This window comes from Arthrobacter sp. K5, from assembly GCF_040448525.1.
In the GTDB taxonomy this organism is placed as follows: domain Bacteria; phylum Actinomycetota; class Actinomycetes; order Actinomycetales; family Micrococcaceae; genus Arthrobacter; species Arthrobacter globiformis.
The window spans coordinates 704,464-726,648 of record NZ_CP159279.1; the positions used below are offsets into that span (position 1 = coordinate 704,464).

Below are 22,185 nucleotides of genomic sequence, written 5' to 3' on the forward strand. Positions count from 1 at the left end.
CCAGCCCTAGTCACCGGCTGCGCTCAACGGCCGGCAATGAGCTCCGCGACCCGGTCCAGCTCTTCCTCGAGGTTATAGAAATGGGTCGCCAGCCGGATCCTGCCGGCCCGGACGGACACCACCGCGTTCGCATGGCGCAACCTGGCCATGACGGCGTCCGGGTCGTCCACCGGAACGGAGACAATGGTGGACCGGTGCAGTTCGGGGAAGGACAGGCAGTCTACGCCCTCCGCTTCCAGCGCGTTCCGCAGGTGCAGCGCAAGCCGCGCGTTACGCTCGAGGACCGCGCCAATGCCGAACCGGCGAAGGACGGCAAGGGCCGCCTGGTCAGCCAGTGCTGGGAACCACGCCAACGAAGCGTCCAGCTTCGAGGCTGTCGGCGACAGGTCCATGTCCGGGCCGAGGAAGCTTTCGAGCGGCAGCCGGGCAGCCTTCCAGCCCGGCAGGACGGGCTGCAGGCCGCCGATCAGCCCCGGGCGGACGTAGAGGTAGCCCATGCCCCGCGACCCGAGCAGAAACTTGTGGCTGGCAGTGGCCAGAAAATCCACCCTGTCACGCTTCACGTCAAGGGGCACGGCACCGGCCGCCTGACAGGCGTCAACGAAAAACCAGGCGCCTGAGCCGGCGGCAATGCGGCTGATCGATGCCAGGTCTGCCCGGAATCCGGTGACGGGATGTACGGCGCTGACGGCGATCAGGCGGGTTCCGCCGTCAGCCGCCCGGCTGAGGGCCTCGGCCGGCACCACGTCCCCTCCCGGAGCGACGGCACGTACGTCGTAGCCACGCTCCCGGAGCAGGAGCCAGGGGTAGTAGTTCGAGGCAAACTCGTTCTCGGCCACCACGATGTTCTCCCCGCTTCTGGCGGGTGGCAGATTGGCGGCCACAATCCCCGCCGCGGTGCTGACGGCGGGGACGATGGCAATGTCTGCCGCTGCGGCTCCAATGATCTCGGCGAACATGCCACGGGCCTCCTCACCCGCCTGCTCTGCTTCCATCCAGTCGAACCGCCCGGTGGACCAGCGCTCTACAGCCAGTTCGTAGGCTTCCCTGGCAGGAGCGCAGCCCACGCACATGGTGGCGGTGTTGAGGTAGATGGTGTCTTTGAGCCCGGGGAAAAGCCCGCGGATGTCGCTGACGTTCATGGCATGGGCCGTCCTTCAAGCGTTCACTTCGGCGGCGTGCAGGTGACCGTCGTTCCTCCCCGGACCAGCCGGTCGCGAACGGCGATCGAATCATCCACGAACGTGCAGCTCGTTCCGTCGGGCAGAGTCCGCGTGCTTGTGCCGTCGATGCTGACCATCGTCGCGTCGTAGATCAGCGGGTCCAGCCAAAAGCTGAAGACGCTTTGCACGCGGTGGCTGCCGACGGACGTTTCCTCCGTTCCGTCGTCGTAGGTGGTGGTCATCGTGGACGTTCCCGTGCTGCGGAAAAGTGCCCGCCCCGTCGGGGTGTGGACCTCAAGGTAGCGCTCCGTTGCGGTGGAGCAGACCGTTATGCCGAACTCCTCGATGGGAATGCACCACGACGATTCGATGGTTTCGACGCCCTGCGTAGCAGCGGCGTTAGCCGGCAGTGCTGCAACGGGCGCCAGGAGTGAGGCACCACCGATGCCGAGAACCACAGGGCGCATAATCTTTCCAAACATTCTGAGACCAGCCTTTCGACGGAACGGAGGACCCCGGACCGGCAGATAAAGCTCCGGGGACTTCCCTCAGAATAAATCCAGATGCTGGATAAAAATAGTCTGAAAACACTAACAGAAGGGCCAGCCTGACTGGCGCGGGCTGGCCCTATAGCAGGCTGCGGGGTTAGAGGGGCCGCCGGGCAATCTTCCTGACCCAGGCCGGGCTCTCGATGCCCTGCTTCTTGTCTGTCGACAGGCGGAGCCGGGCTGCACGAACAATGACGCGCTCCTGTGCAGGACTGACATATCGCTTCGGGCTTTCGTCCGCAGTCTTCTTTTCGGCTACTGCACTCATTGCTCACCATCCTCAGGGTCGTCTGTCACCCCATTGTCCGGCAACGGCGGCAACAGGTCCAGCGTGGCCTCGCCGTTCTGGAGGGGTCGCTTCCAGGCTTCGGCAATAATCTCGGCCTCCTCCGGACCGGCCAGATTGCTGGTATTGAGGAGCTCCAGCACAGCGAGGCCCACATCCTGCTTCTCCTCATTTTCGTCCATGGCAGCTTCGAACGCCCACTGGGCGCGGCGCCACCACTCGGCCCGGCTGTCGGCTTCACGCTTCTGGGCCAGCGCCTTTTCATCGGCGACCGTGCGTTGCCGCAGGGTGTTCCAACCGATGAACGCGGCAAGCAGCGCACCGAGCAGGACTGCCAAGGGGCCCAGTGCTGCCAGAATCTGCCACCACTCGGCGGGTCCGGTGTGGACGAAGACATCCAGCGGAGTCGGTGAAGGGTTTGGGGTCACCGAACCAGCCTAGGCCGTGTCACGCCGGGCCACGTGCGTTTCGAGCGCCTGCGCGGCGACTCCCCGGGACACCTGGCCGGCTACACCGGCGCCGGCCCTCCGGGTTCAACGAAACGCTGGGTCCGCTCGATCTCCACAACCTTCGGGTCCGTTTCATCAGCACCGTAGTCAGACCGGCGCGTCTTGTCCTCTCCCTGGGGCACCTTGAGTGCGCGCAGCACCAGGGTAAGCACGACGGCGACCACCAGGTTGAGCACGAACGCCGACACGGCGATGTACACCGTGAAGCCTGTTCCCGGGATGGGAGCAAGGGAGCCGCCGAAGTGTGCGCGCGTGACGGGGTTGATGACGTTGTAGGCCGAGGCGGTGCCGAAGGCTATGCCCACGGCCCATCCGGCCAGCAGCGCCCACCGGTCGAACCACCGTGTGTAGAGTCCTGCGACAACAGCGGGGAACGTCTGCAGAATCCAGATGCCGCCCAGCAGCTGCATGTTGATGGCCGCGGACTGGTCCATGGCAAGGACGAAAATCAGCGCGCCGACCTTCACCACCAGCGAGACGATCTTGGACACCTTCGCTTCGGTCTTCGGGTCGACATCAGGCCGGAGGAAGTCCCGGTAGATGTTGCGGGTGAACATGTTTGCCGCGGCAATGGACATGATCGCTGCCGGCACCAGCGCGCCGATGGCGATGGCTGCCAGGGCCACGCCGGCAAACCACGCGGGGAAGTGGTCCAGGAAGAGCTGCGGGACCACGAGCTGCGGGTTGACCTGCCCGTTGAGGTCGATCGGCCGGATGCCCGCCTTGATGGCCACGAATCCCAGCAGCGCAAGGAAGCCGAGCATCAGGGAGTACAGCGGAAGAATCGCGGCGTTGCGCCGGATCGTGTTGCGCCCCTTGGACGCGAGCACGCCGGTGATGGAGTGCGGGTACATGAACAGTGCCAGGGCCGACCCGAGCGCCAGTGTCCAGTAGGCCGAGAAGTTGGCAGCCGACGGGATGAACACCCCGGTGGGCTTCCCTGTCGCCTCGTTCACGGTGTCCAGCTTCGTCTTCGCCGCTCCGAAGATCGCGTCCCAGCCGCCGAATTTGATCGGCAGGTAAATGACCGCGACGATCACCGCGAGGTAAATGAGCAGGTCTTTGACGACGGCGATCATCGCAGGCGCCCGCAACCCGGAGGTATAGGTGTATGCGGCCAGCACGACGAACGCCAGGATGAGTGGCAGGTCTGTCAGCAGCACGTTCTCGGAGCTGCCCAGCCCGAGCACCGTCAGCACAGCCTTGATGCCCACAAGCTGCAGGGCGATGTAGGGCATGGTTGCCACGATGCCGGTGACGGCGATGGCAAGGGACAGCCACCGGCTCCCGTAGCGGCCGCCATCGAAGTCCGCCGAGGTGACGTAGCCGTGCCGGTGGGACACCGACCAGAGCCGGCTCATGATGATGAAGATGATCGGGTAGAGGACGATCGTGTACGGCACCGCGAAGAAGCCGCTGACAGCGCCTGTGGCCCACATCGCCGCAGGGACGGCGACGAACGTGTAGGCGGTGTAGAGGTCCCCGCCCAGCAGGAACCACGTGATCCACGTCCCGAAGCCGCGGCCACCGAGCCCCCACTCATCCAGGCTGTGCAGCCCCTCGCTCTCTGCCGTCCGGCGCCACCGGGCGGCCATGAAGCCCATGACGGCGACGATGACGAAGAGCAGCACCACGATGATGAGGGCGGTCCAGTTGATCTCGCGCCCGTTCATGGCCGTTCATTTCCGTTTGCTGCGTCGCCGCCAAGCCCGGCGGCGCCAGCGCGGGCCGCTGCCCGCCGTCGCCGGTCTTCCGTTGTCACAAGCCTGTACGCCACGCCGCTCAAGGCGGCGGAAATGGGAACCCAGAGCAGCTGGTACCAGTAGAAGAACGGCATGCCGCCCAGGGCCGGGGCGTTGAAGGAGTAGGTCTGCGGCATCAGCGGGAGCAGGATCGCCAAGGAAAGCAATACGCCGGCGACGACGTACGGCGCGCGCCGCGCCGGACCACGGGTTGCAGTGTTGCGGGTTGGCCGTCGGGCGCCAGGGGGAGCCCCCGGGACGGGGCGCTGTTTCGGGTCAGGACGAGCCCTGCCTCTGCAGGCGCCGCCGGACCCAAGTGTGGGTTTGCCGTGGCGCGTGCACTCCCGCCGTTCAAAGAGAAACGAAAAAGTTCAGGGAGAAACGAAAAAAACCCCGGGAGTCCATTGGATTCCCGGGGTTTTCCCTTTGTGCGCGGAGGGGGACTTGAACCCCCACCCCCTTTCGAGGACTAGCACCTCAAGCTAGCGCGTCTGCCATTCCGCCACCCGCGCAGGTGGTATTTCGGAGGACTCTCTCACGCCTTTCAGCGGTTCGCTTCTCTCCGAAGCAGCGAGAAAAACTCTAACACGAACTTTCCGGAAAGATGGAATCGAGTGGACTGGGTAGGCTGAACCCGGGTGGTCCGGCAGCCAAAAACCGCCAGAACCCGCATGAATCCGCGTATTCCCCGCATCAAGGAGTGATCAATGACACACGTACGGCCCGAGGATGAAGTCGTGACCATCTGCCAGGAGCTCATCCGCATCGATTCATCCAACTATGGGGACGGCTCGGGTCCCGGCGAACGTGCGGCGGCCGAATACACCGCCGGCCTGATCACTGAGGTGGGGCTGGATGCGGAAATCTTCGAATCAGAGCCCGGCCGGGCCAGTGTGGTCACCCGCTTGGCGGGGGAGGACCCCTCCGCCAGCGCCCTCGTGGTCCACGGCCACCTGGACGTGGTGCCTGCCCTCCGCGAGCAATGGTCCGTGGACCCGTTCAGCGGCGAGCTCAAAGACGGACTGATCTGGGGCCGCGGCGCAGTGGACATGAAGGACATGGACGCGATGATCCTGTCCGTGCTGCGCAACTTCGCCCGCACCGGGCGCAAGCCCAAGCGGGACATCATCTTTGCGTTCTTTGCCGACGAGGAGGCCGGCGGCGTGCACGGCGCCCAGTACGCGGTGAAGCACCGGCCCGAACTGTTCGAGGGTGCGACGGAGGCCATCTCGGAAGTCGGGGGCTTTTCGACCACCATCGGCGGCCAGCGGGCGTACCTGCTGCAGACGGCGGAAAAGGGCATCTCCTGGCTGCGGCTGGTGGCGCACGGCCGTGCCGGCCACGGGTCGCAGATCAACACTGACAATGCCATCACCCGGCTCGCCGGCGCGGTGACCCGCATCGGCGAATACCAGTGGCCCATCGAGCTCACCGCCACCACGCGCCAGTTCCTGGACGGCGTGACGGAACTGACCGGCGTCGAATTCGATCCCGACAACCCGGAACTGCTGCTGAAGGAACTGGGCACGGTAGCCCGCTTCGTGGGGGCCACGCTGCAGAACACGTCCAACCCGACGCTCCTTGGCGGCGGCTACAAGCACAACGTCATCCCCGAGTCCGCCGAGGCACTGGTGGACTGCCGGACCCTCCCGGGCCAGCAGGACCAGGTTCTCGAGATCGTCCGCGAGCTGGCGGGCAGCGGCGTTGACGTCAGCTACGTGCACAACGATGTTTCCCTGGAAGTGCCATTCGCCGGCAACCTGGTCGACTCGATGATCGACGCCCTGCATTCCGAAGACCCGGGCGCGAAGGTTCTTCCGTACACCCTGTCCGGCGGCACCGACAACAAGTCGCTCTCCAAGCTTGGCATTACCGGCTACGGCTTCGCGCCCCTGCAGCTGCCGGACGACCTCGACTTCACCGGCATGTTCCACGGAGTCGATGAACGGGTTCCGGCGGAATCCCTGAAGTTCGGCGCCCGCGTCCTGAACACGCTGCTCACCAACTACTGAGGCCGGCGGTGGAACCGGAACAGCTGCTTCCTGACAGCCTGCTCGCGCGGGTCCGCGGGAGGGCTGCGGAGTACGACGAACAGAACCGCTTCTTCGCCGAGGATCTTGAGGAACTCGCCGCCGCCGGATACCTGAAGCTTTTCGTGCCGGAGTCCGACGGCGGCGCGGGACTTGGCCTGGAGGCTGCGGTCCGCTGCCAGCGGCGGCTGGCGACGGCGGCCCCGGCCACCGCGCTGGCAGTCAACATGCATCTGGTCTGGACCGGGGTGGCCCGCGTGCTGGCCGCACGCGGCGACTCCTCGCTGGACTTCGTGCTGCAGGAAGCGGCGGCGGGGGAGATTTTCGCCTTCGGCAACTCAGAGGCCGGCAACGACTCCGTCCTGTTCGATTCCCTGACGGCGGCCACGCCCCTGCCGGATGGCGGGTACTCGTTCACGGGTACCAAGATTTTCACGAGCCTCTCGCCGGCCTGGACGCGCCTGGGCATCTTCGGCAAGGACCCGGCCGCACGGGACGGCGAAGGAGAACTGGTGCACGGGTTCATCGATCGGGACACGGCCGGCTACCGGATCCTGGAGGACTGGAACACTCTGGGCATGCGCGCCAGCCAGTCCAATACCACCATCCTGGACGGCGCGGTTGTCCAGCCCGGCCGCATCTTCCGGAAGCTGCCGGTGGGCCCCAACGCCGATCCGCTGATCTTCGCGATCTTCGCCTGCTTTGAAACCCTGCTGGCCGGCGTTTACGCGGGCATCGGGGAGCGGGCCCTGGTGCTGGCCGTGGAAGCCGCCAGGCGCAGGACATCATTCAAGAATGGCGGCCGGAGCCTGGCCCAGGACCCTGACATCCGCTGGAAGGTGGCCGAGGCCGCCCTGGCCATGGATGCGCTGTACCCGCAGCTTTCGGTGGTGGCCGGAGATGTGGACCGCCTGGCGGACCATGGCAGCCAGTGGTTTGCCAGGCTGGTGGGCGTCAAGCTCCGGGCCACGGAGACGGCGCGGACGGTGGTGGATCTCGCCATCCGGGTCTCCGGCGGCTCCAGCTACTTCAGGGGTTCGGAGCTGGAGCGCCTGTACCGGGACGTCCTGGCAGGCATGTTCCACCCCTCGGACGACGAGTCTGCGCACAACACGGTTGCCAACGCCTGGCTGGGCCCGCTCGAAGATTAGCCAGGTTCCATGTGGAAGCAGGCGCGCACCATTGAGGTGCGCGCCCAGGGGGCCGGAGCGGCCTAGACTGTGCGCTGCACCTGCGTGACCCGGCGGCGAAGCCAGAAGCGCCTGCCGCCGCCCACGTAGAGCCTGCTGCGCTCGAGTTCCCACTTGCCGTACTCGGAGTGTTCCACGAGCCGGCGCCGGGCTTCGGGCAGGGAATCGTCAGGACCGACGGTCAATACGAGGTACTCGTATTGACGGGCGTAGTCCCTTTCCCGCAGGACCGAGCTGGTCAGAAAATGTTCCTTCATTGCTCTCCATTTTCGTCCTTTTCCCGCTAACGTGAAGGCATGAGCATCGATCCGCGTGTCGCGCTTCAGTCCCTGACTGCCGCTTTGGAAGAACACCTTGCAGCCGCCTCGGCCCGCCGCGGGGATGGTGACCCCTCAGTGGAGGCGGCATTCTTTGCTGTTGCCGATGCCTTCGAAGTCTACGAGGACGCCCTCTATGAGGCCTACAACGAAGTGACGCCGCTCCAGGTTTTCGATGACGAGGAAGACGAAGAGGAAGACCAGGAAGCCGACGACGAGGATCTGGAAATCGTCGAGGAGTAACGCAGCCGGATGCGGTCCGGGCCCCGGTCAGGCCTGGTTGCTGGAGACATCCTCGAGGGCGCGCGCTATTTCCGCCGGCAGCGGCGTGAGCTGGGCGTCAAGAATTTCCTTGAGCTGGACCGGCGTGCGCGCGCCCACGATGGCGGTCGCCACTGCGTGCCGGGACAGCAGCCAGCTCAGCGCAACATCCAGGGACGACCGTCCCAGGCCACGGGCCGCCATGGCAACAGCCTCGACCACCTGCGATGAGGGCTGTTCAAGGTACTGCTCCACGTAGGTGGCCAGCCGCGTGCCGGCCGCCCTGGAGTCGGACGGCACATGGCCGCGGTATTTGCCCGTGAGGACGCCGCGGCCCAGCGGCGCCCACGCCATCAGCCCCAGGCCCGCATCCTCGATGGCCGGCACCAGCTCCGCCTCGGGCTTGCGGCGGAGCAGCGAATATTCGGACTGGTTGGCCACGAGCGGGAACCCGGCCACCGCTGCGGCTTTGGCAGTCTGCCAGCCGTTGTAGTTGGCGATTCCGGCATACCGGGCCCGTCCGCTGCGGACGGCGAAGTCGAGGGCGGACAACGTCTCCTCCAGCGGGACATTGGGGTCCCACGCCTGGGCGAGCCAGAGGTCAACGTAGTCGGTGCCAAGCCGCGCAAGGCTGGCGTCCAGGCCGGACAGCATGGCGTTCCGGGATGCGTCCACGCGCTGCCGCCCGTCCGACGGCGACACCCCTGCCTTGGTGGAGATGACCACTTCCGTGCGGGAGACGACGTCGCCCAGCATTGACCCGAGCATGGCTTCGGCCTGGCCGTCGGCGTAGGAGGCCGCGGTGTCCACAAGGGTCCCGCCGGCGTCCACGAAGGTGCGCAGCAGCTCCGATGCATCCTGCTCGTCCGTTTCGCGGGACCACGACATGGTGCCCAGGGAGAGGGAGGAGGCGCGGAGCCCGCTGTTGCCGATGTAACGCTGCTGCATAGCAGTTAGCTTACGGGGAAACCACCTGCATCATGACGTAGGGTCTTAGCGTGAACTGGATTGAAGCGGCCCTGCTGGGTCTTGTGCAGGGACTGACCGAATTCCTACCTATTTCATCGAGCGCCCACCTGCGGATTGTGGGCTCCTTCCTGCCGAATGCGGCGGACCCCGGAGCGGCCTTCACCGCCATCACGCAGCTCGGCACGGAGACCGCCGTCATTGTCTACTTCTGGCGGGACATTGTCCGGATCGTGAAGGCCTGGTTCGGCTCGCTGTCCGGGCGGGTTTCGCGCCAGGACCCGGACGCCAGGATGGGCTGGCTGGTGATTCTGGGCAGCCTGCCCATCATCGTCCTGGGCCTGCTGTTCCAGGACCAGATCGAATCGGTCCTGCGAAGCCTGTGGATCGTGGCCACCATGCTCATTGTCTTCGGCCTGATCCTCGCCGTGGCAGACGCCGTCGGCAAGCAGGACCGGGACCTCTCCAGGCTCACCTACAAGCACGGCATCCTCTACGGCTTCGCCCAGGCCATGGCGCTGATCCCCGGCGTTTCACGCTCCGGCGGCACCATCACGGCCGGGCTCCTTATGGGTTACACGCGCGAAGCCGCCGCCCGCTACTCCTTTCTCCTTGCCATCCCTGCGGTGTTCGGCAGCGGCCTTTACCAGCTCTTCAAGGTGGTGGCCAAGGACGGCGTGAGCGGTCCCTTCGGGCTGGGGGAGACGGCCCTGGCAACGGTCATTGCGTTCGTCATCGGCTACGTCATCATCGGCTGGTTCCTGAAGTTCATTTCAACGCGCAGTTACCGGCTTTTTGTCTGGTACCGCATCTTCCTGGGCCTCGCCCTGTACCTGCTGCTCGGTTTCAATGTCATCAGCGCCTAGCACTAGGCTTGGTCTGTGAAGTCCTGGATCTCCCGCCCCGTGCCTGTCCTGCCGGGGGAAATGCCCGCGCTCCGCTTGTTTGACACAACAGAAGAGCGCGCAGTAACCCTGAACGCCGATGGCGCAAAGTCGATGTATGTCTGCGGGATCACCCCGTATGACGCGACCCACATGGGTCACGCCGCCAGCTATGTCGCGTTCGATCTGCTGAACCGCGCCTGGCGCGACGGTGGCCAGCAGGTTGCCTACGTCCAGAACGTCACCGACATTGATGACCCGCTGCTGGAGCGCGCCGAGGCAACCGGCGTCGACTGGCGCGAGCTCGCGGCCAGCCAGATCGAGCTCTTCCGCACAGACATGGAAGCCCTCAACGTCATCGCGCCCGATCATTACATCGGCGCCGTTGAAGCCATGCCGCTGATCGTCCCCGCCATTGAACGGCTCCTGCACCAGGGACTGGCCTACCGCGTTAACGGCACCCCGGGCGAGCCCGACGGCGACGTCTACTACGACGTCGAGGCCGCCAGCAAGCACGCCGTCGGCGTGGACGCCTGGAGCCTCGGCGCAATCTCGGGACTGCCGGAAGCCGAGATGCTGGAGCTGTTTGCCGAACGGGGCGGCGACCCCGGCCGGGCAGGGAAGCGCCAGGCCCTCGATCCCCTCCTGTGGCGGGTGGCCCGCGACGGCGAGCCCAGTTGGCCCGGCGGCGAACTGGGGGAGGGCCGGCCCGGCTGGCACATCGAGTGCACCGTCATCGCCCAGAAGTACCTCCCCGCGCCCTTCACCGTGCAGGGCGGCGGCTCGGACCTGGTTTTCCCGCACCACGAGATGGGTGCCGGGCATGCCTACTCGCTGTCCGGGGTTCCCCTCGCCGAGCACTTCGCCCACGCCGGCATGGTGGGACTCGACGGCGAGAAGATGTCCAAGTCCAAGGGCAACCTCGTCCTGGTCTCCAAGCTGCGCGCTGCGGGCGAGGAACCCGCAGCCATCCGCCTGGCCATCCTGGCGCACCACTACCGGTCCGACTGGTCCTGGACGGCGGAAGGCTTCGAGGAGGCCAAGGCACGCCTGAAACGGTGGCGTTCAGCCCTGGCCGCGGCGCCGGCCGGAACCGCCACGGAACTGATCGGGCAAATGCGAGGGGCCCTGGCCGACGACCTGGACGCCCCCGCTGCGCTGGCCGCCGTGGACCAGTGGGCAGACGCTGCCCTGAACAACCCCGCGTCCAACAACACGGGCAGCGGGTCCGAAGCAGACCAAGCACTGGTGCGCGACGCCGTCAACGCGCTTCTCGGCGTCGAACTGTAGCGGCCGAAACCTGTAGTACCCGAAACGGCGGAAGCCTACGGCTTGTCCTTGCCCCGCCGCTTCAGGTAGCGCTCAAACTCGCGCGCTATGGATTCACCGCTGGCCTCGGGCAGGTCGGCGGTGTCCTTCGCTTCCTCCAGCTGCCTTACATAGGCAGCAATCTCGGGATCCTCGGTGGCCAGTTCGTTGACGCCGCGCTCCCACGCCTCGGCTTCCTCGGCCAGCTCGTGGGTGTCCAGCGGAACCTGGAGCAGTTCCTCGATGCGGTGCAGGAGGGCCAGCTGCGCCTTGGGTGACGGGGCCTGGGCCACGTAGTGCGGCACCGCCGCCCAAAGCGAGACCGTGGGGATGCCGGCGAGCAGCGAAACCTCGGACAGCACACCGACGATGCCCACGGGCCCTTCATACTGCGAGGCCTCAAGGTTGAGCCGTTCCCGCAGCGCGCCATCGTCAGTGGACGTGCTGACCGGGATGGGGCGGCTGTGCGGCACGTCCGCCAGCAGTGCACCCACCAGAACCACGTAGTCCACATGAAGCGCTTCGGCATGAACCAGCAGTTCCGCTGTATACGCGCGCCACTTATAGGACGGTTCGGTGCCCTGGATGAAAATCACATCCACTTTGGTGCCGGGAGCGCTGGCCTTGTAGATCCGAGTGGAGGGCCACTTGATTTTGCGTTCACCGGACGCCGTGCGGCGCACGGTGGGCCGGGTGAACTGGAAGTCGTAGTACTCGTCGGCGTCGATGGACGCGACCTTCTTCCCGCCCCACAGCTTGTTCAGGTAACGGAGCGCATCACTGGCGGCTTCCCCCGCGTCATTCCAGCCCTCGAACGCAGCCAGCATCACAGTAATGCGCTGACCCTCGGGAACAGGCTGCAGCAGCTGCTCCGTCTCAGGCGCAGTGCCCGGTTCGTTGGTATCTCCGTCAAAGCTGTTCATCCCTTCACCCTACGTCCACAAGTGTTGCTGTTGCATAGAACGAACCGCCGCAGATCCGGACAAACCCCCCTCTCCGCCGTGCGGGGACGGGGAAATTCGCCGACGGCGTACGGCCAGGGCCCGCGGCAGGGCGCCGCCGGGCGGCCCGGTACAGTGGAATGCATGGAATCCGCCGCCACTCAGCCCTTGCTCAAAGCCGTTTTATGGGACATGGACGGCACCATCGTTGACACCGAACCGTACTGGATCGAAGCCGAACACAACCTTGTTGAGGCCTACGGGGGGACGTGGTCGCACGAGCAGGCCATGCAGCTCGTGGGGCAATCACTGGTCCACTCGGCCGGCATCCTCCAGCGCGCCGGCGTGCGCCTGGAGATCCGCGAGATCATCGACACGCTGACGGCCCAGGTGATCAGCCGCGTCCGGGAAAACGTGCCGTGGCGCCCAGGGGCCCGGGAGCTGCTGGATGAACTTTTCAGCGCCGGCGTGCGTTGTGCCCTTGTGACCATGTCAGAGGCACCGCTGGCCCGCGAAATTGTGGCGAGCCTTCCCCGGCCTTACTTCGAGTTCCTCATTACCGGCGACACGGTAACCCACGGCAAACCGCACCCGGAGGCTTACCTCAAGGCTGTGGACCTGCTCAAGCAGCAGGACCCTGAGCTCACCGTCGACCACTGCGTGGCGCTGGAGGACTCGGCGCCGGGCGTCGCCGCTGCCGTGGCATCCGGAGCGGTGACCGTTGCAATCCCGCACATCGTGCCGCTGCCGGACGACGTCCGCCGGTCCACGTGGAACACCCTCACGGACCGCAGTGTGGCCGAACTCGAGGAGCTGGTGAGGCTCCGCCTCGGCTCGCGCGAGCCGGCGGCAACCTTCGAAAACGTTAACTAAGGAGCCGGAACGTGTCTGATCCCGCGGGATCCGGTCAGCAGCCCCAGAGCGTGCAGACCAGGAACAGCCGGCGCGAGGGCATCCCGCTCGGCAGGATCGCCGGCATTCCCATCGTCCTGGCCTACTCCTGGTTCATCATCGCCGCCTTCACGGTGATCGTATACGGACCCGTGCTGCAGCACGGTACCCCGTCGCTGGGCATCGGGGCGTACTACGTGGCATTCGCCTACGCCGTCCTGCTCCTGCTGTCGGTCCTCGTCCATGAACTGGCGCACGCGCTGACGGCCAAGATCTACGGCTGGCCCAGCGAGAAAATCGTGCTCAACCTCTGGGGCGGCCACACCCAGTTTGAAAGCTTCACCGCAACCCCCGGGCGGTCCGTGCTAGTTGCCATGGCCGGGCCCGCCGCCAACTTCGTGCTCGCAGGCGCAGCGTGGCTGGTGATCTCCGCGGGCGGGCTGTCCGGCGTGGCGGACACCCTCCTGAACATCTTCTTCTGGGCCAACCTTGTGATCGGTATCTTCAACGTGCTGCCCGGGCTGCCGCTGGACGGCGGCCGCCTGGTGGAATCCGCGGTCTGGAAGGCCACCGGCAGCCACGCCAAGGGCACGGTCGCCGCGGGCTGGGGCGGCCGAATCATCGTCATCGCGCTGGGCCTGTACTTCATTGTCCGGCCGCTGCTCAGCGGAGACGTCCCGGACACCAGCATGCTGCTCATCACCATCCTGGTCGGCGGCTTCCTCTGGATGGGCGCGTCAGCCTCAATCCAGCAGGGCCGCCTGCGCAGCCGGCTCCACCTGGTGAGCGCCGCCGCGCTGGCCGAACCCGCCGTCGGCCTCTCCGAGACAGTCAGCGTCGGCGACGTCCTGAACGTGTCGGCAGGCGGTCAGACCGCCGTGGTGCTCTGCGCTCCGGACGGCAGGCCCAGCAGCGTGGTGGACCCCGCCGCCCTGGCCGCGGTGCCCGTCGCCATGGCCGGCACCACCCCCGCCGGAGCGGTGGCCTACCCGCTCGGCGCCGGCGCGTACGTACCGGAATGGTCCAAAGGGCAGGAGCTGCTCCAGTACCTGGCGCAGCTTGAGGGACACGATTATGCGGTGGTTGACCACAACGGGCGGGTCACCGGCCTGCTGCGCCAGTCCACCGTGGTGACGGCCATAACAGGCAAGGCCTCCCGCTAAAACACGCGCCGGCGCGGCCGGAACCGGTAGAGTTACGTGCCGGTCGTGAAATCGGCAGCGGGTGCACGGCGCCCTGCCCGACCGCCACGGTGCACGCCAAAACAGCTTTCACAGGAGCGAGGACACAGTCATGAGCAGCGAATCTGCCGCCAACGGAACCAGCACGGGCCTTCCTTCCGGCACTGCAGCCGGAACGGCGGACCAGCCGGTGGGTGCTGCCCGGCGGCGCGGCCCCTTCCGCGAAGGCGAACGGGTCCAGCTGACGGACGAGCGCGGGCGCATGAACACCATCAGCCTCGAGGCCGGCGGAGCGTTCCACACCCACCGGGGCTTCCTCAACCACGATGACATCATCGGCAAGGTGGACGGCTCGGTAGTGGTGAACAACGTCGGCCAGCAGTACCAGACGCTCCGCCCGCTGCTGTCCGACTTCGTCCTGTCCATGCCCCGCGGCGCCGCCGTGGTCTACCCGAAGGACGCCGGCCAGATCATCACCATGGCTGACATCTTCCCGGGCGCCCGCGTGGTGGAGGCAGGCGTGGGCTCAGGTGCGCTCTCCATCTCGCTGCTGCGTGCGGTGGGGGACCAGGGCTACCTGCATTCCTTCGAGCGCCGCGAGGAATTCGCCGCCATCGCCCGCGGCAACGTGGAGACCATCTTCGGCGGCCCGCACCCGGCCTGGCAGATCTCCATCGGCGACTTCCAGGAGGAAGTGGTCCGTGCCGAAGAGCCCGGGTCCATCGACCGTGTGGTCCTCGACATGCTGGCACCCTGGGAATGCCTCGACGCCGTGGCCACCGTCCTGGCCCCCGGCGGCGTGTGGATCAACTACGTCGCCACCGTCACCCAGCTTTCCCGCACGGCGGAAGCCATCCGCGCCGACGGCCGCTTCACCGAGCCGGACGCCTGGGAATCCATGGTCCGCGGCTGGCACCTCGAAGGACTGGCCGTCCGCCCCGACCACCGCATGGTTGCCCACACCGGCTTCCTGCTGGTCACGCGGCGGCTCGCTGACGGCGTTACGGGCATCTCCGTGAAGCGGCGCCCGTCCAAGACCGAGTTCAACGAAGAGGACGTCAACGCCTGGACACCGGGCGCCGTCGGGGAGCGCCTCGTCTCCGACAAGAAGCTCCGCCGGGCAGCGCGGGACGCGATCGCCGGCACCAACGTCAAGGACGACCCGGAGATCACAAACTAGTCCGTATTTCGGATGTCGTCGGCTCTACCAGCCAACTTGGGGCTATGGTCTTAAGAGAAGCGTAGGAAGGGGCTGATGCATCATGGAGACGCCAAACAATGACTCCGTGCCTACGCCGGCTGAGCAGGCTGGCGCCAATGAACTGTCTGTCGCGGACCGGCAGGTCAATATCCTCAGGGACAAACTGAGGCATATCGACCGCCAACTGGCCGCTGCCACGCAGAACAACTCCAAGCTCGTGGCAATGCTGGAAACTGCCAAGGCCGAAATACTCCGGCTGAAGAATGCCCTCGACCAGGAGGGGCAGCCGCCGTACAGTTTCGGCACCATCCTCCAGCTGAACCCGCGGCGCCAGGCCGCCGGCAGCGGCCAGGCAGCCACCGAGGAATCGGTGGACATCTTCAACGCCGGGCGCAAAATGCGGGTTGGCGTCAGCCCGCTGGTCAACATCAACCAGCTGGCGGTCGGCCAGGAGGTCCTCCTCAACGAGGCTCTCCTGGTGGTGGCCGGCCTCGGTTACGAGCGTGCGGGCGAACTCGTCACGCTCAAGGAGATGCTCGGCCCGGACCGCGCTTTGGTGCTGGGCCGTGCCGATGAGGAGCGCGTCATCCGGCTCGCCGGCCCGCTGCTGAGCGAGAAGCTGCGCGTGGGCGATGCCCTGTCCATTGATTCCCGCACCGGGTACGCCCTCGAAAAGGTCCCGCGGTCCGAGGTGGAGAACCTCGTCCTGGAGGAAGTCCCGGACATCACCTACGAGGACATCGGCGGCCTCGGCCCGCAGATCGAACAGATCCGGGACGCCATCGAATTGCCGTTCCTGCACCCTGACCTCTACCGCGAACACGGGCTCAAGGCACCCAAGGGCATCCTGCTGTACGGGCCTCCGGGCTGCGGCAAGACCCTCATCGCGAAGGCCGTGGCGAACTCTTTGGCCGCCCGCGCCGCGGAACGCTCGGGCAACATCGACCTCAAGAGCTACTTCCTGAACATCAAGGGACCCGAGCTCCTGGACAAGTACGTCGGCGAAACCGAACGCCACATCCGGCTGATCTTCTCCCGGGCCCGCGAAAAAGCCTCGGACGGCAGCCCCGTAGTGGTTTTCTTCGACGAGATGGATTCGCTTTTCCGCACCCGCGGCACGGGCATCTCCTCCGACGTCGAAACGACGATTGTGCCGCAGCTGCTGAGCGAGATCGACGGGGTGGAGCGGCTGGACAACGTCATTGTCATCGGTGCCTCCAACCGCGAGGACATGATCGACCCCGCCATCCTGCGCCCCGGCCGCCTCGACGTGAAGGTCAAGATCCAGCGCCCCGACGCCGAGGCCGCGGCGGACATCTTCCGGAAGTACATCACCCCGGACCTGCCGTTCCACGAGGATGACCTGGTGGAACACGACGGCGATGTGCTGGCCACCGTCGACGCCATGGTCCAGCGGACCGTGGAGTCGATGTACTCAACGGAGAAATCCAACGAGTTCCTGGAAGTCACCTACGCCAACGGCGACACCGAGATGCTGTACTTCAAGGACTTCAACTCCGGTGCCGTGGTGCAGAACGTCGTAGACCGTGCCAAGAAGTACGCCATCAAGGACCTCCTGACCACCCAGCAGAAGGGCCTGCGCATCGACCACCTGCTGCGCGCCGTCGTCGATGAGTTCCGCGAGCATGAGGACATGCCCAACACCACGAACCCGGATGACTGGGCACGCATCTCCGGCAAGAAGGGTGAGCGCATCACCTACATCCGCACCATCGTCCAGGGCAAGGCCGGTCAGGAGCCCGGCAAATCCATCGAGACCATGCCCAACACGGGCCAGTACCTGTGACGGCCGGCTCCGAATCGGCGCTGGGAGGTGGCCTGCCGGCCGGCGGCGCCATGCGGGTCATGGGGTCGGAAACCGAATACGGGATTCACGCGCCGGCCGCACCGGGCGCCAATGCCACCATGATGTCCGCCCGGGTGGTCCAGGCCTACGCCCAGGTCACGCGGCTCAGGGCTGCCGGCGGCGCTGAAACCCGCTGGGACTACACGGACGAGGAGCCGCTGCACGACGCCCGCGGCTGGACCCTCGAACGCGGCCAGGCCCATCCGAGCCAGCTGACGGACCAGCCGCCCGTGCTGGACGCCGAGGCCGTGGCGCTTGCCTACGGCCGGGAAGAGCTCGAGCTCGACGGCGAGGACGAATCGGGCTCGCTGCTGATGAACATGGTGCTCGGCAACGGGGCCCGGCTCTACGTCGACCACGCCCACCCTGAGTACTCCAGCCCGGAGGTCACCAACCCCGCGGCGGCAGTCGCCTGGGACGCAGCCGGGGACCTCGTGGGCCTGGCTGCGGTCCGCAGGCTGGCAAGCGACACGGAACTTCCCGCCGTCAACCTCTACAAGAACAACACCGACAACAAGTCCGTGTCCTATGGGTCGCACGAAAACTACCTGATGCCGCGGTCCGTGCCGTTCGGCGACATTGTCCGCGGGCTGACCCCCTTCTTCGTGTCGCGGCAGATCATCTGCGGCTCGGGGCGGGTGGGCATGGGCCAGGACAGCTCCCGGCCCGGCTACCAGATCAGCCAGCGGGCGGACTTCTTCGAGGCGGAGGTGGGCCTTGAGACCACCATCCGGCGCCCCATCATCAACACCCGCGACGAGCCCCATGCCACGGCAGACAAGTACCGGCGGCTGCACGTCATCATCGGCGACGCCAACCTGAGCCAGGTATCTAACTACCTGAAGTTCGGGACCACCGCCATGGTGCTGAGCCTGATCGAGGCGGGCCTCGCGCCGCGGATTGAGGTCCACGAGCCCGTGGGCGCACTGCAGGCCATCAGCCACGACACCACCCTCACCACCAAGATCAGGCTCCTGGACGGCCGCCGGGTAACGGCCCTGGACCTGCAGTGGATGTACCACGAGGCCGCTGCCAAGCTCGCCCAGGACACGGGTGTCTCGGACGCCGTTGACGGCGACGGCCACACCCATGCCGTGCTGGAGCGGTGGGCCACCACCCTGACCCAGTTGGACAGCGACCGGGCCGCTGCCGCCACGTCGGTGGAGTGGCTGGCCAAACTGTCCATCCTGGAGGGCTACCGCCAACGCGACGGGCTCCAGTGGGGTGACGCCCGGCTCGGACTGGTGGATCTGCAGTGGGCCGACCTTCGGCCCGAGAAGGGTCTCTACTACCGCCTGCTGTCACGCAACCGGATGCAGCGAATCGTGGACGACGCCGACATCGCAGCAGCGGTGACGGAACCGCCGTCGGACACCCGCGCGTACTTCCGCGGACGCTGCGTCAGCAGCTTCAGCAAGGACGTCGTGGGGGCCAGCTGGGACTCGGTGATCTTCGACGTACCGGGATACGGAAGACTGCAGCGCGTCCCCACCCGGGAGCCGCTGCGCGGCACGAAGGCGCTGACCGGGGGGCTGTTTTCCAGGCACCGCGAGGCAGGACCGTTCCTTGCAGAACTGCTCGGATCGGCACCGGCTCCGCCACAGGCATAATGCACCCCGCAGAGGCCCTTTGCGTGGCAATATGGGCATACAGGATGTCCCTCCGTAATGGGGGACTGGATGAAGGAGAAGGACATGGCAGGCCAGGAGCAGCAGCAGCCGCAGCCACGCGACACCGAGGTCGAGGAAGAGGTCCCCGCACCGCCGGAACCCGCAGAAGGCCAGGCATCCGCCTCGACACAGGGTGTTGACGATCTCCTCGACGAGATCGACGGCGTCCTGGAGTCCAACGCGGAGGAATTCGTCCGGGCGTTCGTCCAAAAGGGCGGCCAGTAGACCGGCAGCGACACCACCCGCACCGGGCACGGAGGCCAGAGGTACCGGACAGCCGCTGAAGTATCACGTTGAAGGAGTGCACCAGTGCAGGAGACAACAGCCAACAAGGTAGCCGCCCACGCGACGTCGTCGTTCACTGAGCATCTCCAACGCGACCGTCCGGAACTGCTTCCCCAATACACACCATTCGCGTCGGGCACGCCCGCCGGCCAGCCCCTCGCCGTGCCCCACGCCACCACCATCGTGGCCATGACCTACGCGGGCGGCATCGTGATGGCCGGCGACCGCCGGGCCACCATGGGCAACATCATCGCCAGCCGGCACATCGAAAAAGTCTTTCCCGCCGACCAGTATTCGGTCCTCGGAATCGCCGGCACGGCAGGCATCGCAATCGACCTGACCCGCCTGTTCCAGGTGGAGCTCGAGCACTACGAGAAGATCGAGGGCACCCTCCTGAGCCTGGACGGCAAGGCAAACCGGCTCGGCGCCATGATCCGGGGCAACCTGCCGATGGCGATGCAGGGCCTCGCCGTGGTCCCGCTCTTCGCGGGCTTCGACACTGCCGCCGGCATAGGCAGGCTCTTCTCCTATGACGTGACCGGCGGCCGCTACGAGGAACAGGAACACCACGCCGTGGGCTCCGGATCCATGTTCGCCCGCGGCGCCCTCAAGAAGCTCTGGCGGCCGAACCTGCCCGAGGACGAAGCGATCGCCGTGGCTGTCGAATCCCTGTACGACGCAGCCGACGACGACTCCGCCACCGGCGGTCCCGACCCCGTGCGGCAGCTCTGGCCCGTGGTGTACGCCGTCAACCGGGCCGGCGCCCGGCGGGTATCCGAACGGGAACTCGCAACCATGGCCGGAAACATCATCGAGTCCAGGGCAGCTGCCCGCAGGGAGGCCTGATATGACACAGCAGTTCTATGTCTCTCCCGAGCAGCTGATGAAGGACCGTGCGGATTTCGCACGGAAAGGCATCGCCCGCGGCCGGTCCGTGATCGTGATCAGCTGCGAGGACGGGATTGCGCTCGTGGCGGAGAACCCGTCACCGTCGCTGCATAAGATCGGCGAGATCTACGACAAGATCGCCTTCGCCGCCGTCGGGAAGTACAACGAGTTTGAGAGCCTGCGCCAGGCCGGGGTGCGCTACGCCGACGTCCGCGGCTATTCCTACGACCGCGAGGACGTCACGGCCAGGGGACTGGCCAGCGTCTACGCACAGAGCCTGGGCGCCGTCTTCACCGCGGAGCAGAAGCCCTTCGAGGTGGAACTTGCCGTGGCGGAAGTCGGAGCCAGCCAGGACCTCGACCACCTCTACCGCCTCACGTTCGACGGCTCGATCGCGGACGAGCACAACTTCATTGTGATGGGCGGCCAGGCGGACAAGGTATCCGGGGCGGTCGAGGGCGGCTGGCAGCGCGACCTCTCGTTCGCTGCGGCGATCCGGCTCGCCGTCAAGGGACTCGTGACGGACAACGAGACACCCGACCTGCCGGCCAAGGCCCTGGAAGTGGCGGTGCTGGACCGAAGTTCGGAAAGCAACAGGGGGACGCGGAGGGCTTTCCGCAGATTGTCCGACCAAGACGTGGTGGAACTGCTGGCTGAGGAGAGCTGACATGGACAAGAGGATCTTCGGCATTGAAACCGAATTCGGGATTTCCTATTCGAGCCCGGATTCCCGCCCCCTCGCCCCGGAGGAAGTGGCCCGCTACCTGTTCCGCAAGGTGGTGAGCTGGGGACGGTCCTCCAATGTTTTCCTCACCAACGGGTCCCGCCTGTACCTCGACGTGGGCTCGCACCCGGAATACGCAACCGCGGAATGCGACGACCTTGCCCAGCTGATCGCCCATGACCGGGCCGGGGAGCTTATCCTGGACGACCTCGTGGACGAGGCCCAGTCCAGGCTGGCTGCCGAAGGCTTCAACGGGACGGTGTACCTGTTCAAGAACAACACCGACTCTGCCGGCAACTCCTACGGCAGCCACGAGAACTACCTCATTCCCCGCCGCGGCGAGTTCACCCGGCTGGCCGAGATCCTCATCCCGTTCCTCGTCACGCGCCAGCTCATCGCCGGTGCCGGCAAGATCCTGAAGACGCCGCATGGAGCCACCTACGCTTTTTCGCAGCGGGCGGACCACATCTGGGAGGGCGTGTCATCCGCCACCACCCGCTCCCGGCCCATCATCAACACCCGCGACGAGCCGCATGCCGACGCCGAGTTCTACCGCCGCCTGCACGTGATCGTCGGCGACTCCAACATGTCCGAGACCACGGCGCTGCTCAAGGTGGGCACCGTGGACCTCATCCTGCGGATGATCGAGGCCGGCGTGATCATGCGGGACATGCGGATGGAAAATCCCATCCGCAGCATCCGCGAGATCTCCCATGACCTAAGCGGCCGCGCGCTTGTCCGGCTCGCCAACGGCCGCCAGCTCACCGCGCTGGAGATCCAGCAGGAGTACCTGAGCAAAGTCACGGCGTTCGTCGAGGAAAACGGAGCCCACAACCCGCACGTCCCGCTGATCCTGGACCTGTGGGGGCGGACGCTGCGCGCCATCGAAAGCGGCGACTCCAGCACCATCGACACCGAAATCGACTGGGCGATCAAGAAAAAGCTGATGGACAGCTACCGCAGGCGCCACGGCCTGGGCCTGGAGGCGCCCCGGATCGCGCAGCTGGACCTGACCTACCACGACATCTCCCGTTCCCGCGGCCTGTACTACCTGCTGCAGGCACGCGGGGCAGTGCGCCGCGTGACGGAGGAGACGGCCATCAAGGACGCCGTGGACGCCCCGCCGCAGACCACCCGGGCCAAACTGCGTGGCGACTTCGTCCGCAAGGCGCAGGAGCTGGGCCGCGACTACACCGTGGACTGGGTCCATCTGAAGCTCAACGACCGCGCGCACCAGACCATTTTGTGCAAGGACCCGTTCCGCAACGAGGACGAACGGGTGGATGCGCTTCTGGACTCTATGGGCTGATACCCAGCTTTCCGCGTTACTCTG

Annotated in this window: 23 protein-coding genes and 1 tRNA gene; 14 read left to right on the forward strand and 10 right to left on the reverse strand. The window is 66.3% G+C overall.

Features of this window, described 5'->3' with window-relative positions; all coding sequences use genetic code 11:
* Positions 1–23 precede the first annotated feature (23 nt).
* The 7 genes from ABRP34_RS03020 to ABRP34_RS03050 all read right to left on the reverse strand — a co-directional run bounded on the left by ABRP34_RS03020 (position 24) and on the right by ABRP34_RS03050 (position 4,760).
* Positions 24–1,142: an aminotransferase class V-fold PLP-dependent enzyme gene (locus ABRP34_RS03020; protein WP_353712213.1), complete on the reverse strand. Its 1,119-nt coding sequence runs from the start codon at positions 1,140–1,142 to the stop codon at positions 24–26.
* Between the two features lie 23 nt (positions 1,143–1,165).
* Entirely contained in the window at positions 1,166–1,645 is a 480-nt protein-coding gene (locus ABRP34_RS03025; RefSeq protein WP_353712214.1) for a hypothetical protein, read from the reverse strand.
* A gap of 163 nt (positions 1,646–1,808) precedes the next feature.
* Positions 1,809–1,979 carry a hypothetical protein gene (locus tag ABRP34_RS03030; protein WP_003802276.1) on the reverse strand — a complete coding sequence of 57 codons (171 nt, stop codon included), beginning with the start codon at positions 1,977–1,979 and terminating at the stop codon, positions 1,809–1,811.
* A complete protein-coding gene (locus ABRP34_RS03035; RefSeq protein ID WP_003802275.1) occupies positions 1,976–2,425 on the reverse strand; it encodes a hypothetical protein in 450 nt (149 codons plus the stop codon). Before ABRP34_RS03035 ends, ABRP34_RS03030 begins: the two co-directional genes overlap by 4 nt.
* An 80-nt stretch (positions 2,426–2,505) precedes the next feature.
* On the reverse strand, positions 2,506–4,179 hold the full coding sequence (mctP, locus tag ABRP34_RS03040) for a monocarboxylate uptake permease MctP (RefSeq protein ID WP_353712215.1): 1,674 nt from the start codon (positions 4,177–4,179) through the stop codon (positions 2,506–2,508).
* The gene (locus tag ABRP34_RS03045; RefSeq protein WP_353712216.1) at positions 4,176–4,406 is read right to left on the reverse strand and encodes a DUF3311 domain-containing protein; all 231 of its coding nucleotides are present in this window, start codon (positions 4,404–4,406) and stop codon (positions 4,176–4,178) included. Before ABRP34_RS03045 ends, mctP begins: the two co-directional genes overlap by 4 nt.
* Positions 4,407–4,677: 271 nt before the next feature.
* Positions 4,678–4,760: transfer RNA gene (locus tag ABRP34_RS03050), tRNA-Leu, on the reverse strand.
* 195 nt (positions 4,761–4,955) lie between these two features.
* Between ABRP34_RS03050 and ABRP34_RS03055 the strand changes: the two genes are divergently transcribed.
* Positions 4,956–6,260, forward strand: coding sequence for a M20/M25/M40 family metallo-hydrolase (locus ABRP34_RS03055; protein WP_353712217.1), 1,305 nt, complete (start codon positions 4,956–4,958; stop codon positions 6,258–6,260).
* Positions 6,261–6,268: 8 nt separating this feature from the next.
* The gene (locus ABRP34_RS03060) at positions 6,269–7,429 is read left to right on the forward strand and encodes an acyl-CoA dehydrogenase family protein (protein WP_353712218.1); all 1,161 of its coding nucleotides are present in this window, start codon (positions 6,269–6,271) and stop codon (positions 7,427–7,429) included.
* A 62-nt stretch (positions 7,430–7,491) separates the two neighbouring features.
* Here the strand turns inward: ABRP34_RS03060 and ABRP34_RS03065 are convergent, their stop codons facing one another.
* Positions 7,492–7,725, reverse strand: a complete 234-nt coding sequence (locus ABRP34_RS03065) for a DUF5703 family protein (RefSeq protein ID WP_003802269.1) — start codon at positions 7,723–7,725, stop codon at positions 7,492–7,494.
* A 39-nt stretch (positions 7,726–7,764) separates the two neighbouring features.
* On the opposite strand from ABRP34_RS03065, the gene ABRP34_RS03070 reads away from it, so the two are divergent.
* On the forward strand, positions 7,765–8,028 hold the full coding sequence (locus tag ABRP34_RS03070; protein WP_003802267.1) for a hypothetical protein: 264 nt from the start codon (positions 7,765–7,767) through the stop codon (positions 8,026–8,028).
* 27 nt (positions 8,029–8,055) lie between these two features.
* Here the strand turns inward: ABRP34_RS03070 and ABRP34_RS03075 are convergent, their stop codons facing one another.
* On the reverse strand, positions 8,056–8,994 hold the full coding sequence (locus ABRP34_RS03075; protein WP_353712219.1) for an aldo/keto reductase: 939 nt from the start codon (positions 8,992–8,994) through the stop codon (positions 8,056–8,058).
* A 50-nt stretch (positions 8,995–9,044) separates the two neighbouring features.
* Here ABRP34_RS03075 and ABRP34_RS03080 point away from each other — a divergent pair, with 50 nt between their 5' ends.
* Positions 9,045–9,878, forward strand: a complete 834-nt coding sequence (locus tag ABRP34_RS03080; RefSeq protein ID WP_043418788.1) for an undecaprenyl-diphosphate phosphatase — start codon at positions 9,045–9,047, stop codon at positions 9,876–9,878.
* Positions 9,879–9,893: 15 nt separating this feature from the next.
* Positions 9,894–11,186, forward strand: coding sequence for a cysteine--1-D-myo-inosityl 2-amino-2-deoxy-alpha-D-glucopyranoside ligase (gene mshC / locus ABRP34_RS03085; protein ID WP_353712220.1), 1,293 nt, complete (start codon positions 9,894–9,896; stop codon positions 11,184–11,186).
* Between the two features lie 35 nt (positions 11,187–11,221).
* On the opposite strand, the gene ABRP34_RS03090 is transcribed toward mshC, so the two are convergent.
* A complete protein-coding gene (locus tag ABRP34_RS03090) occupies positions 11,222–12,127 on the reverse strand; it encodes a PAC2 family protein (RefSeq protein WP_353712221.1) in 906 nt (301 codons plus the stop codon).
* 210 nt (positions 12,128–12,337) lie between these two features.
* Here ABRP34_RS03090 and ABRP34_RS03095 point away from each other — a divergent pair, with 210 nt between their 5' ends.
* The 9 genes from ABRP34_RS03095 to pafA all read left to right on the forward strand — a co-directional run bounded on the left by ABRP34_RS03095 (position 12,338) and on the right by pafA (position 22,161).
* Positions 12,338–13,018 carry an HAD family phosphatase gene (locus tag ABRP34_RS03095; protein WP_353712222.1) on the forward strand — a complete coding sequence of 227 codons (681 nt, stop codon included), beginning with the start codon at positions 12,338–12,340 and terminating at the stop codon, positions 13,016–13,018.
* Positions 13,019–13,029: 11 nt separating this feature from the next.
* Positions 13,030–14,199, forward strand: a complete 1,170-nt coding sequence (locus ABRP34_RS03100; protein WP_003802254.1) for a site-2 protease family protein — start codon at positions 13,030–13,032, stop codon at positions 14,197–14,199.
* Positions 14,200–14,329: 130 nt separating this feature from the next.
* A complete protein-coding gene (locus tag ABRP34_RS03105; protein WP_003802252.1) occupies positions 14,330–15,397 on the forward strand; it encodes a tRNA (adenine-N1)-methyltransferase in 1,068 nt (355 codons plus the stop codon).
* Positions 15,398–15,479: 82 nt separating this feature from the next.
* Positions 15,480–17,225: a proteasome ATPase gene (arc, locus tag ABRP34_RS03110; RefSeq protein ID WP_314193160.1), complete on the forward strand. Its 1,746-nt coding sequence runs from the start codon at positions 15,480–15,482 to the stop codon at positions 17,223–17,225.
* 50 nt (positions 17,226–17,275) lie between these two features.
* The gene (gene dop / locus ABRP34_RS03115) at positions 17,276–18,895 is read left to right on the forward strand and encodes a depupylase/deamidase Dop (protein ID WP_353713295.1); all 1,620 of its coding nucleotides are present in this window, start codon (positions 17,276–17,278) and stop codon (positions 18,893–18,895) included.
* A gap of 84 nt (positions 18,896–18,979) precedes the next feature.
* Entirely contained in the window at positions 18,980–19,180 is a 201-nt protein-coding gene (locus tag ABRP34_RS03120) for a ubiquitin-like protein Pup (protein WP_043418809.1), read from the forward strand.
* Positions 19,181–19,264: 84 nt separating this feature from the next.
* A complete protein-coding gene (gene prcB, locus ABRP34_RS03125; RefSeq protein ID WP_353712223.1) occupies positions 19,265–20,086 on the forward strand; it encodes a proteasome subunit beta in 822 nt (273 codons plus the stop codon).
* Between the two features lies 1 nt (position 20,087).
* A complete protein-coding gene (gene prcA / locus ABRP34_RS03130) occupies positions 20,088–20,795 on the forward strand; it encodes a proteasome subunit alpha (RefSeq protein ID WP_003802240.1) in 708 nt (235 codons plus the stop codon).
* 1 nt (position 20,796) lies between these two features.
* Entirely contained in the window at positions 20,797–22,161 is a 1,365-nt protein-coding gene (gene pafA / locus ABRP34_RS03135; protein WP_353712224.1) for a Pup--protein ligase, read from the forward strand.
* Positions 22,162–22,185 lie beyond the last annotated feature (24 nt).

What these genes read in the sequence shown, in the direction of transcription:
- ABRP34_RS03020 (WP_353712213.1), bottom strand. Translation starts at nt 1,142, where the DNA reads ATGAACGTCAGCGACATCCGCGGGCTTTTCCCCGGGCTCAAAGACACC.
- ABRP34_RS03025 (WP_353712214.1), bottom strand. Translation starts at nt 1,645, where the DNA reads ATGTTTGGAAAGATTATGCGCCCTGTGGTTCTCGGCATCGGTGGTGCC.
- ABRP34_RS03030 (WP_003802276.1), bottom strand. Translation starts at nt 1,979, where the DNA reads ATGAGTGCAGTAGCCGAAAAGAAGACTGCGGACGAAAGCCCGAAGCGA.
- mctP (WP_353712215.1), bottom strand. Translation starts at nt 4,179, where the DNA reads ATGAACGGGCGCGAGATCAACTGGACCGCCCTCATCATCGTGGTGCTG.
- ABRP34_RS03055 (WP_353712217.1), top strand. Translation starts at nt 4,956, where the DNA reads ATGACACACGTACGGCCCGAGGATGAAGTCGTGACCATCTGCCAGGAG.
- ABRP34_RS03065 (WP_003802269.1), bottom strand. Translation starts at nt 7,725, where the DNA reads ATGAAGGAACATTTTCTGACCAGCTCGGTCCTGCGGGAAAGGGACTAC.
- ABRP34_RS03070 (WP_003802267.1), top strand. Translation starts at nt 7,765, where the DNA reads ATGAGCATCGATCCGCGTGTCGCGCTTCAGTCCCTGACTGCCGCTTTG.
- ABRP34_RS03075 (WP_353712219.1), bottom strand. Translation starts at nt 8,994, where the DNA reads ATGCAGCAGCGTTACATCGGCAACAGCGGGCTCCGCGCCTCCTCCCTC.
- ABRP34_RS03090 (WP_353712221.1), bottom strand. Translation starts at nt 12,127, where the DNA reads ATGAACAGCTTTGACGGAGATACCAACGAACCGGGCACTGCGCCTGAG.
- ABRP34_RS03095 (WP_353712222.1), top strand. Translation starts at nt 12,338, where the DNA reads ATGGACGGCACCATCGTTGACACCGAACCGTACTGGATCGAAGCCGAA.
- ABRP34_RS03105 (WP_003802252.1), top strand. Translation starts at nt 14,330, where the DNA reads ATGAGCAGCGAATCTGCCGCCAACGGAACCAGCACGGGCCTTCCTTCC.
- arc (WP_314193160.1), top strand. Translation starts at nt 15,480, where the DNA reads ATGGAGACGCCAAACAATGACTCCGTGCCTACGCCGGCTGAGCAGGCT.
- dop (WP_353713295.1), top strand. Translation starts at nt 17,276, where the DNA reads ATGCGGGTCATGGGGTCGGAAACCGAATACGGGATTCACGCGCCGGCC.
- ABRP34_RS03120 (WP_043418809.1), top strand. Translation starts at nt 18,980, where the DNA reads ATGGCAGGCCAGGAGCAGCAGCAGCCGCAGCCACGCGACACCGAGGTC.
- prcA (WP_003802240.1), top strand. Translation starts at nt 20,088, where the DNA reads ATGACACAGCAGTTCTATGTCTCTCCCGAGCAGCTGATGAAGGACCGT.
- pafA (WP_353712224.1), top strand. Translation starts at nt 20,797, where the DNA reads ATGGACAAGAGGATCTTCGGCATTGAAACCGAATTCGGGATTTCCTAT.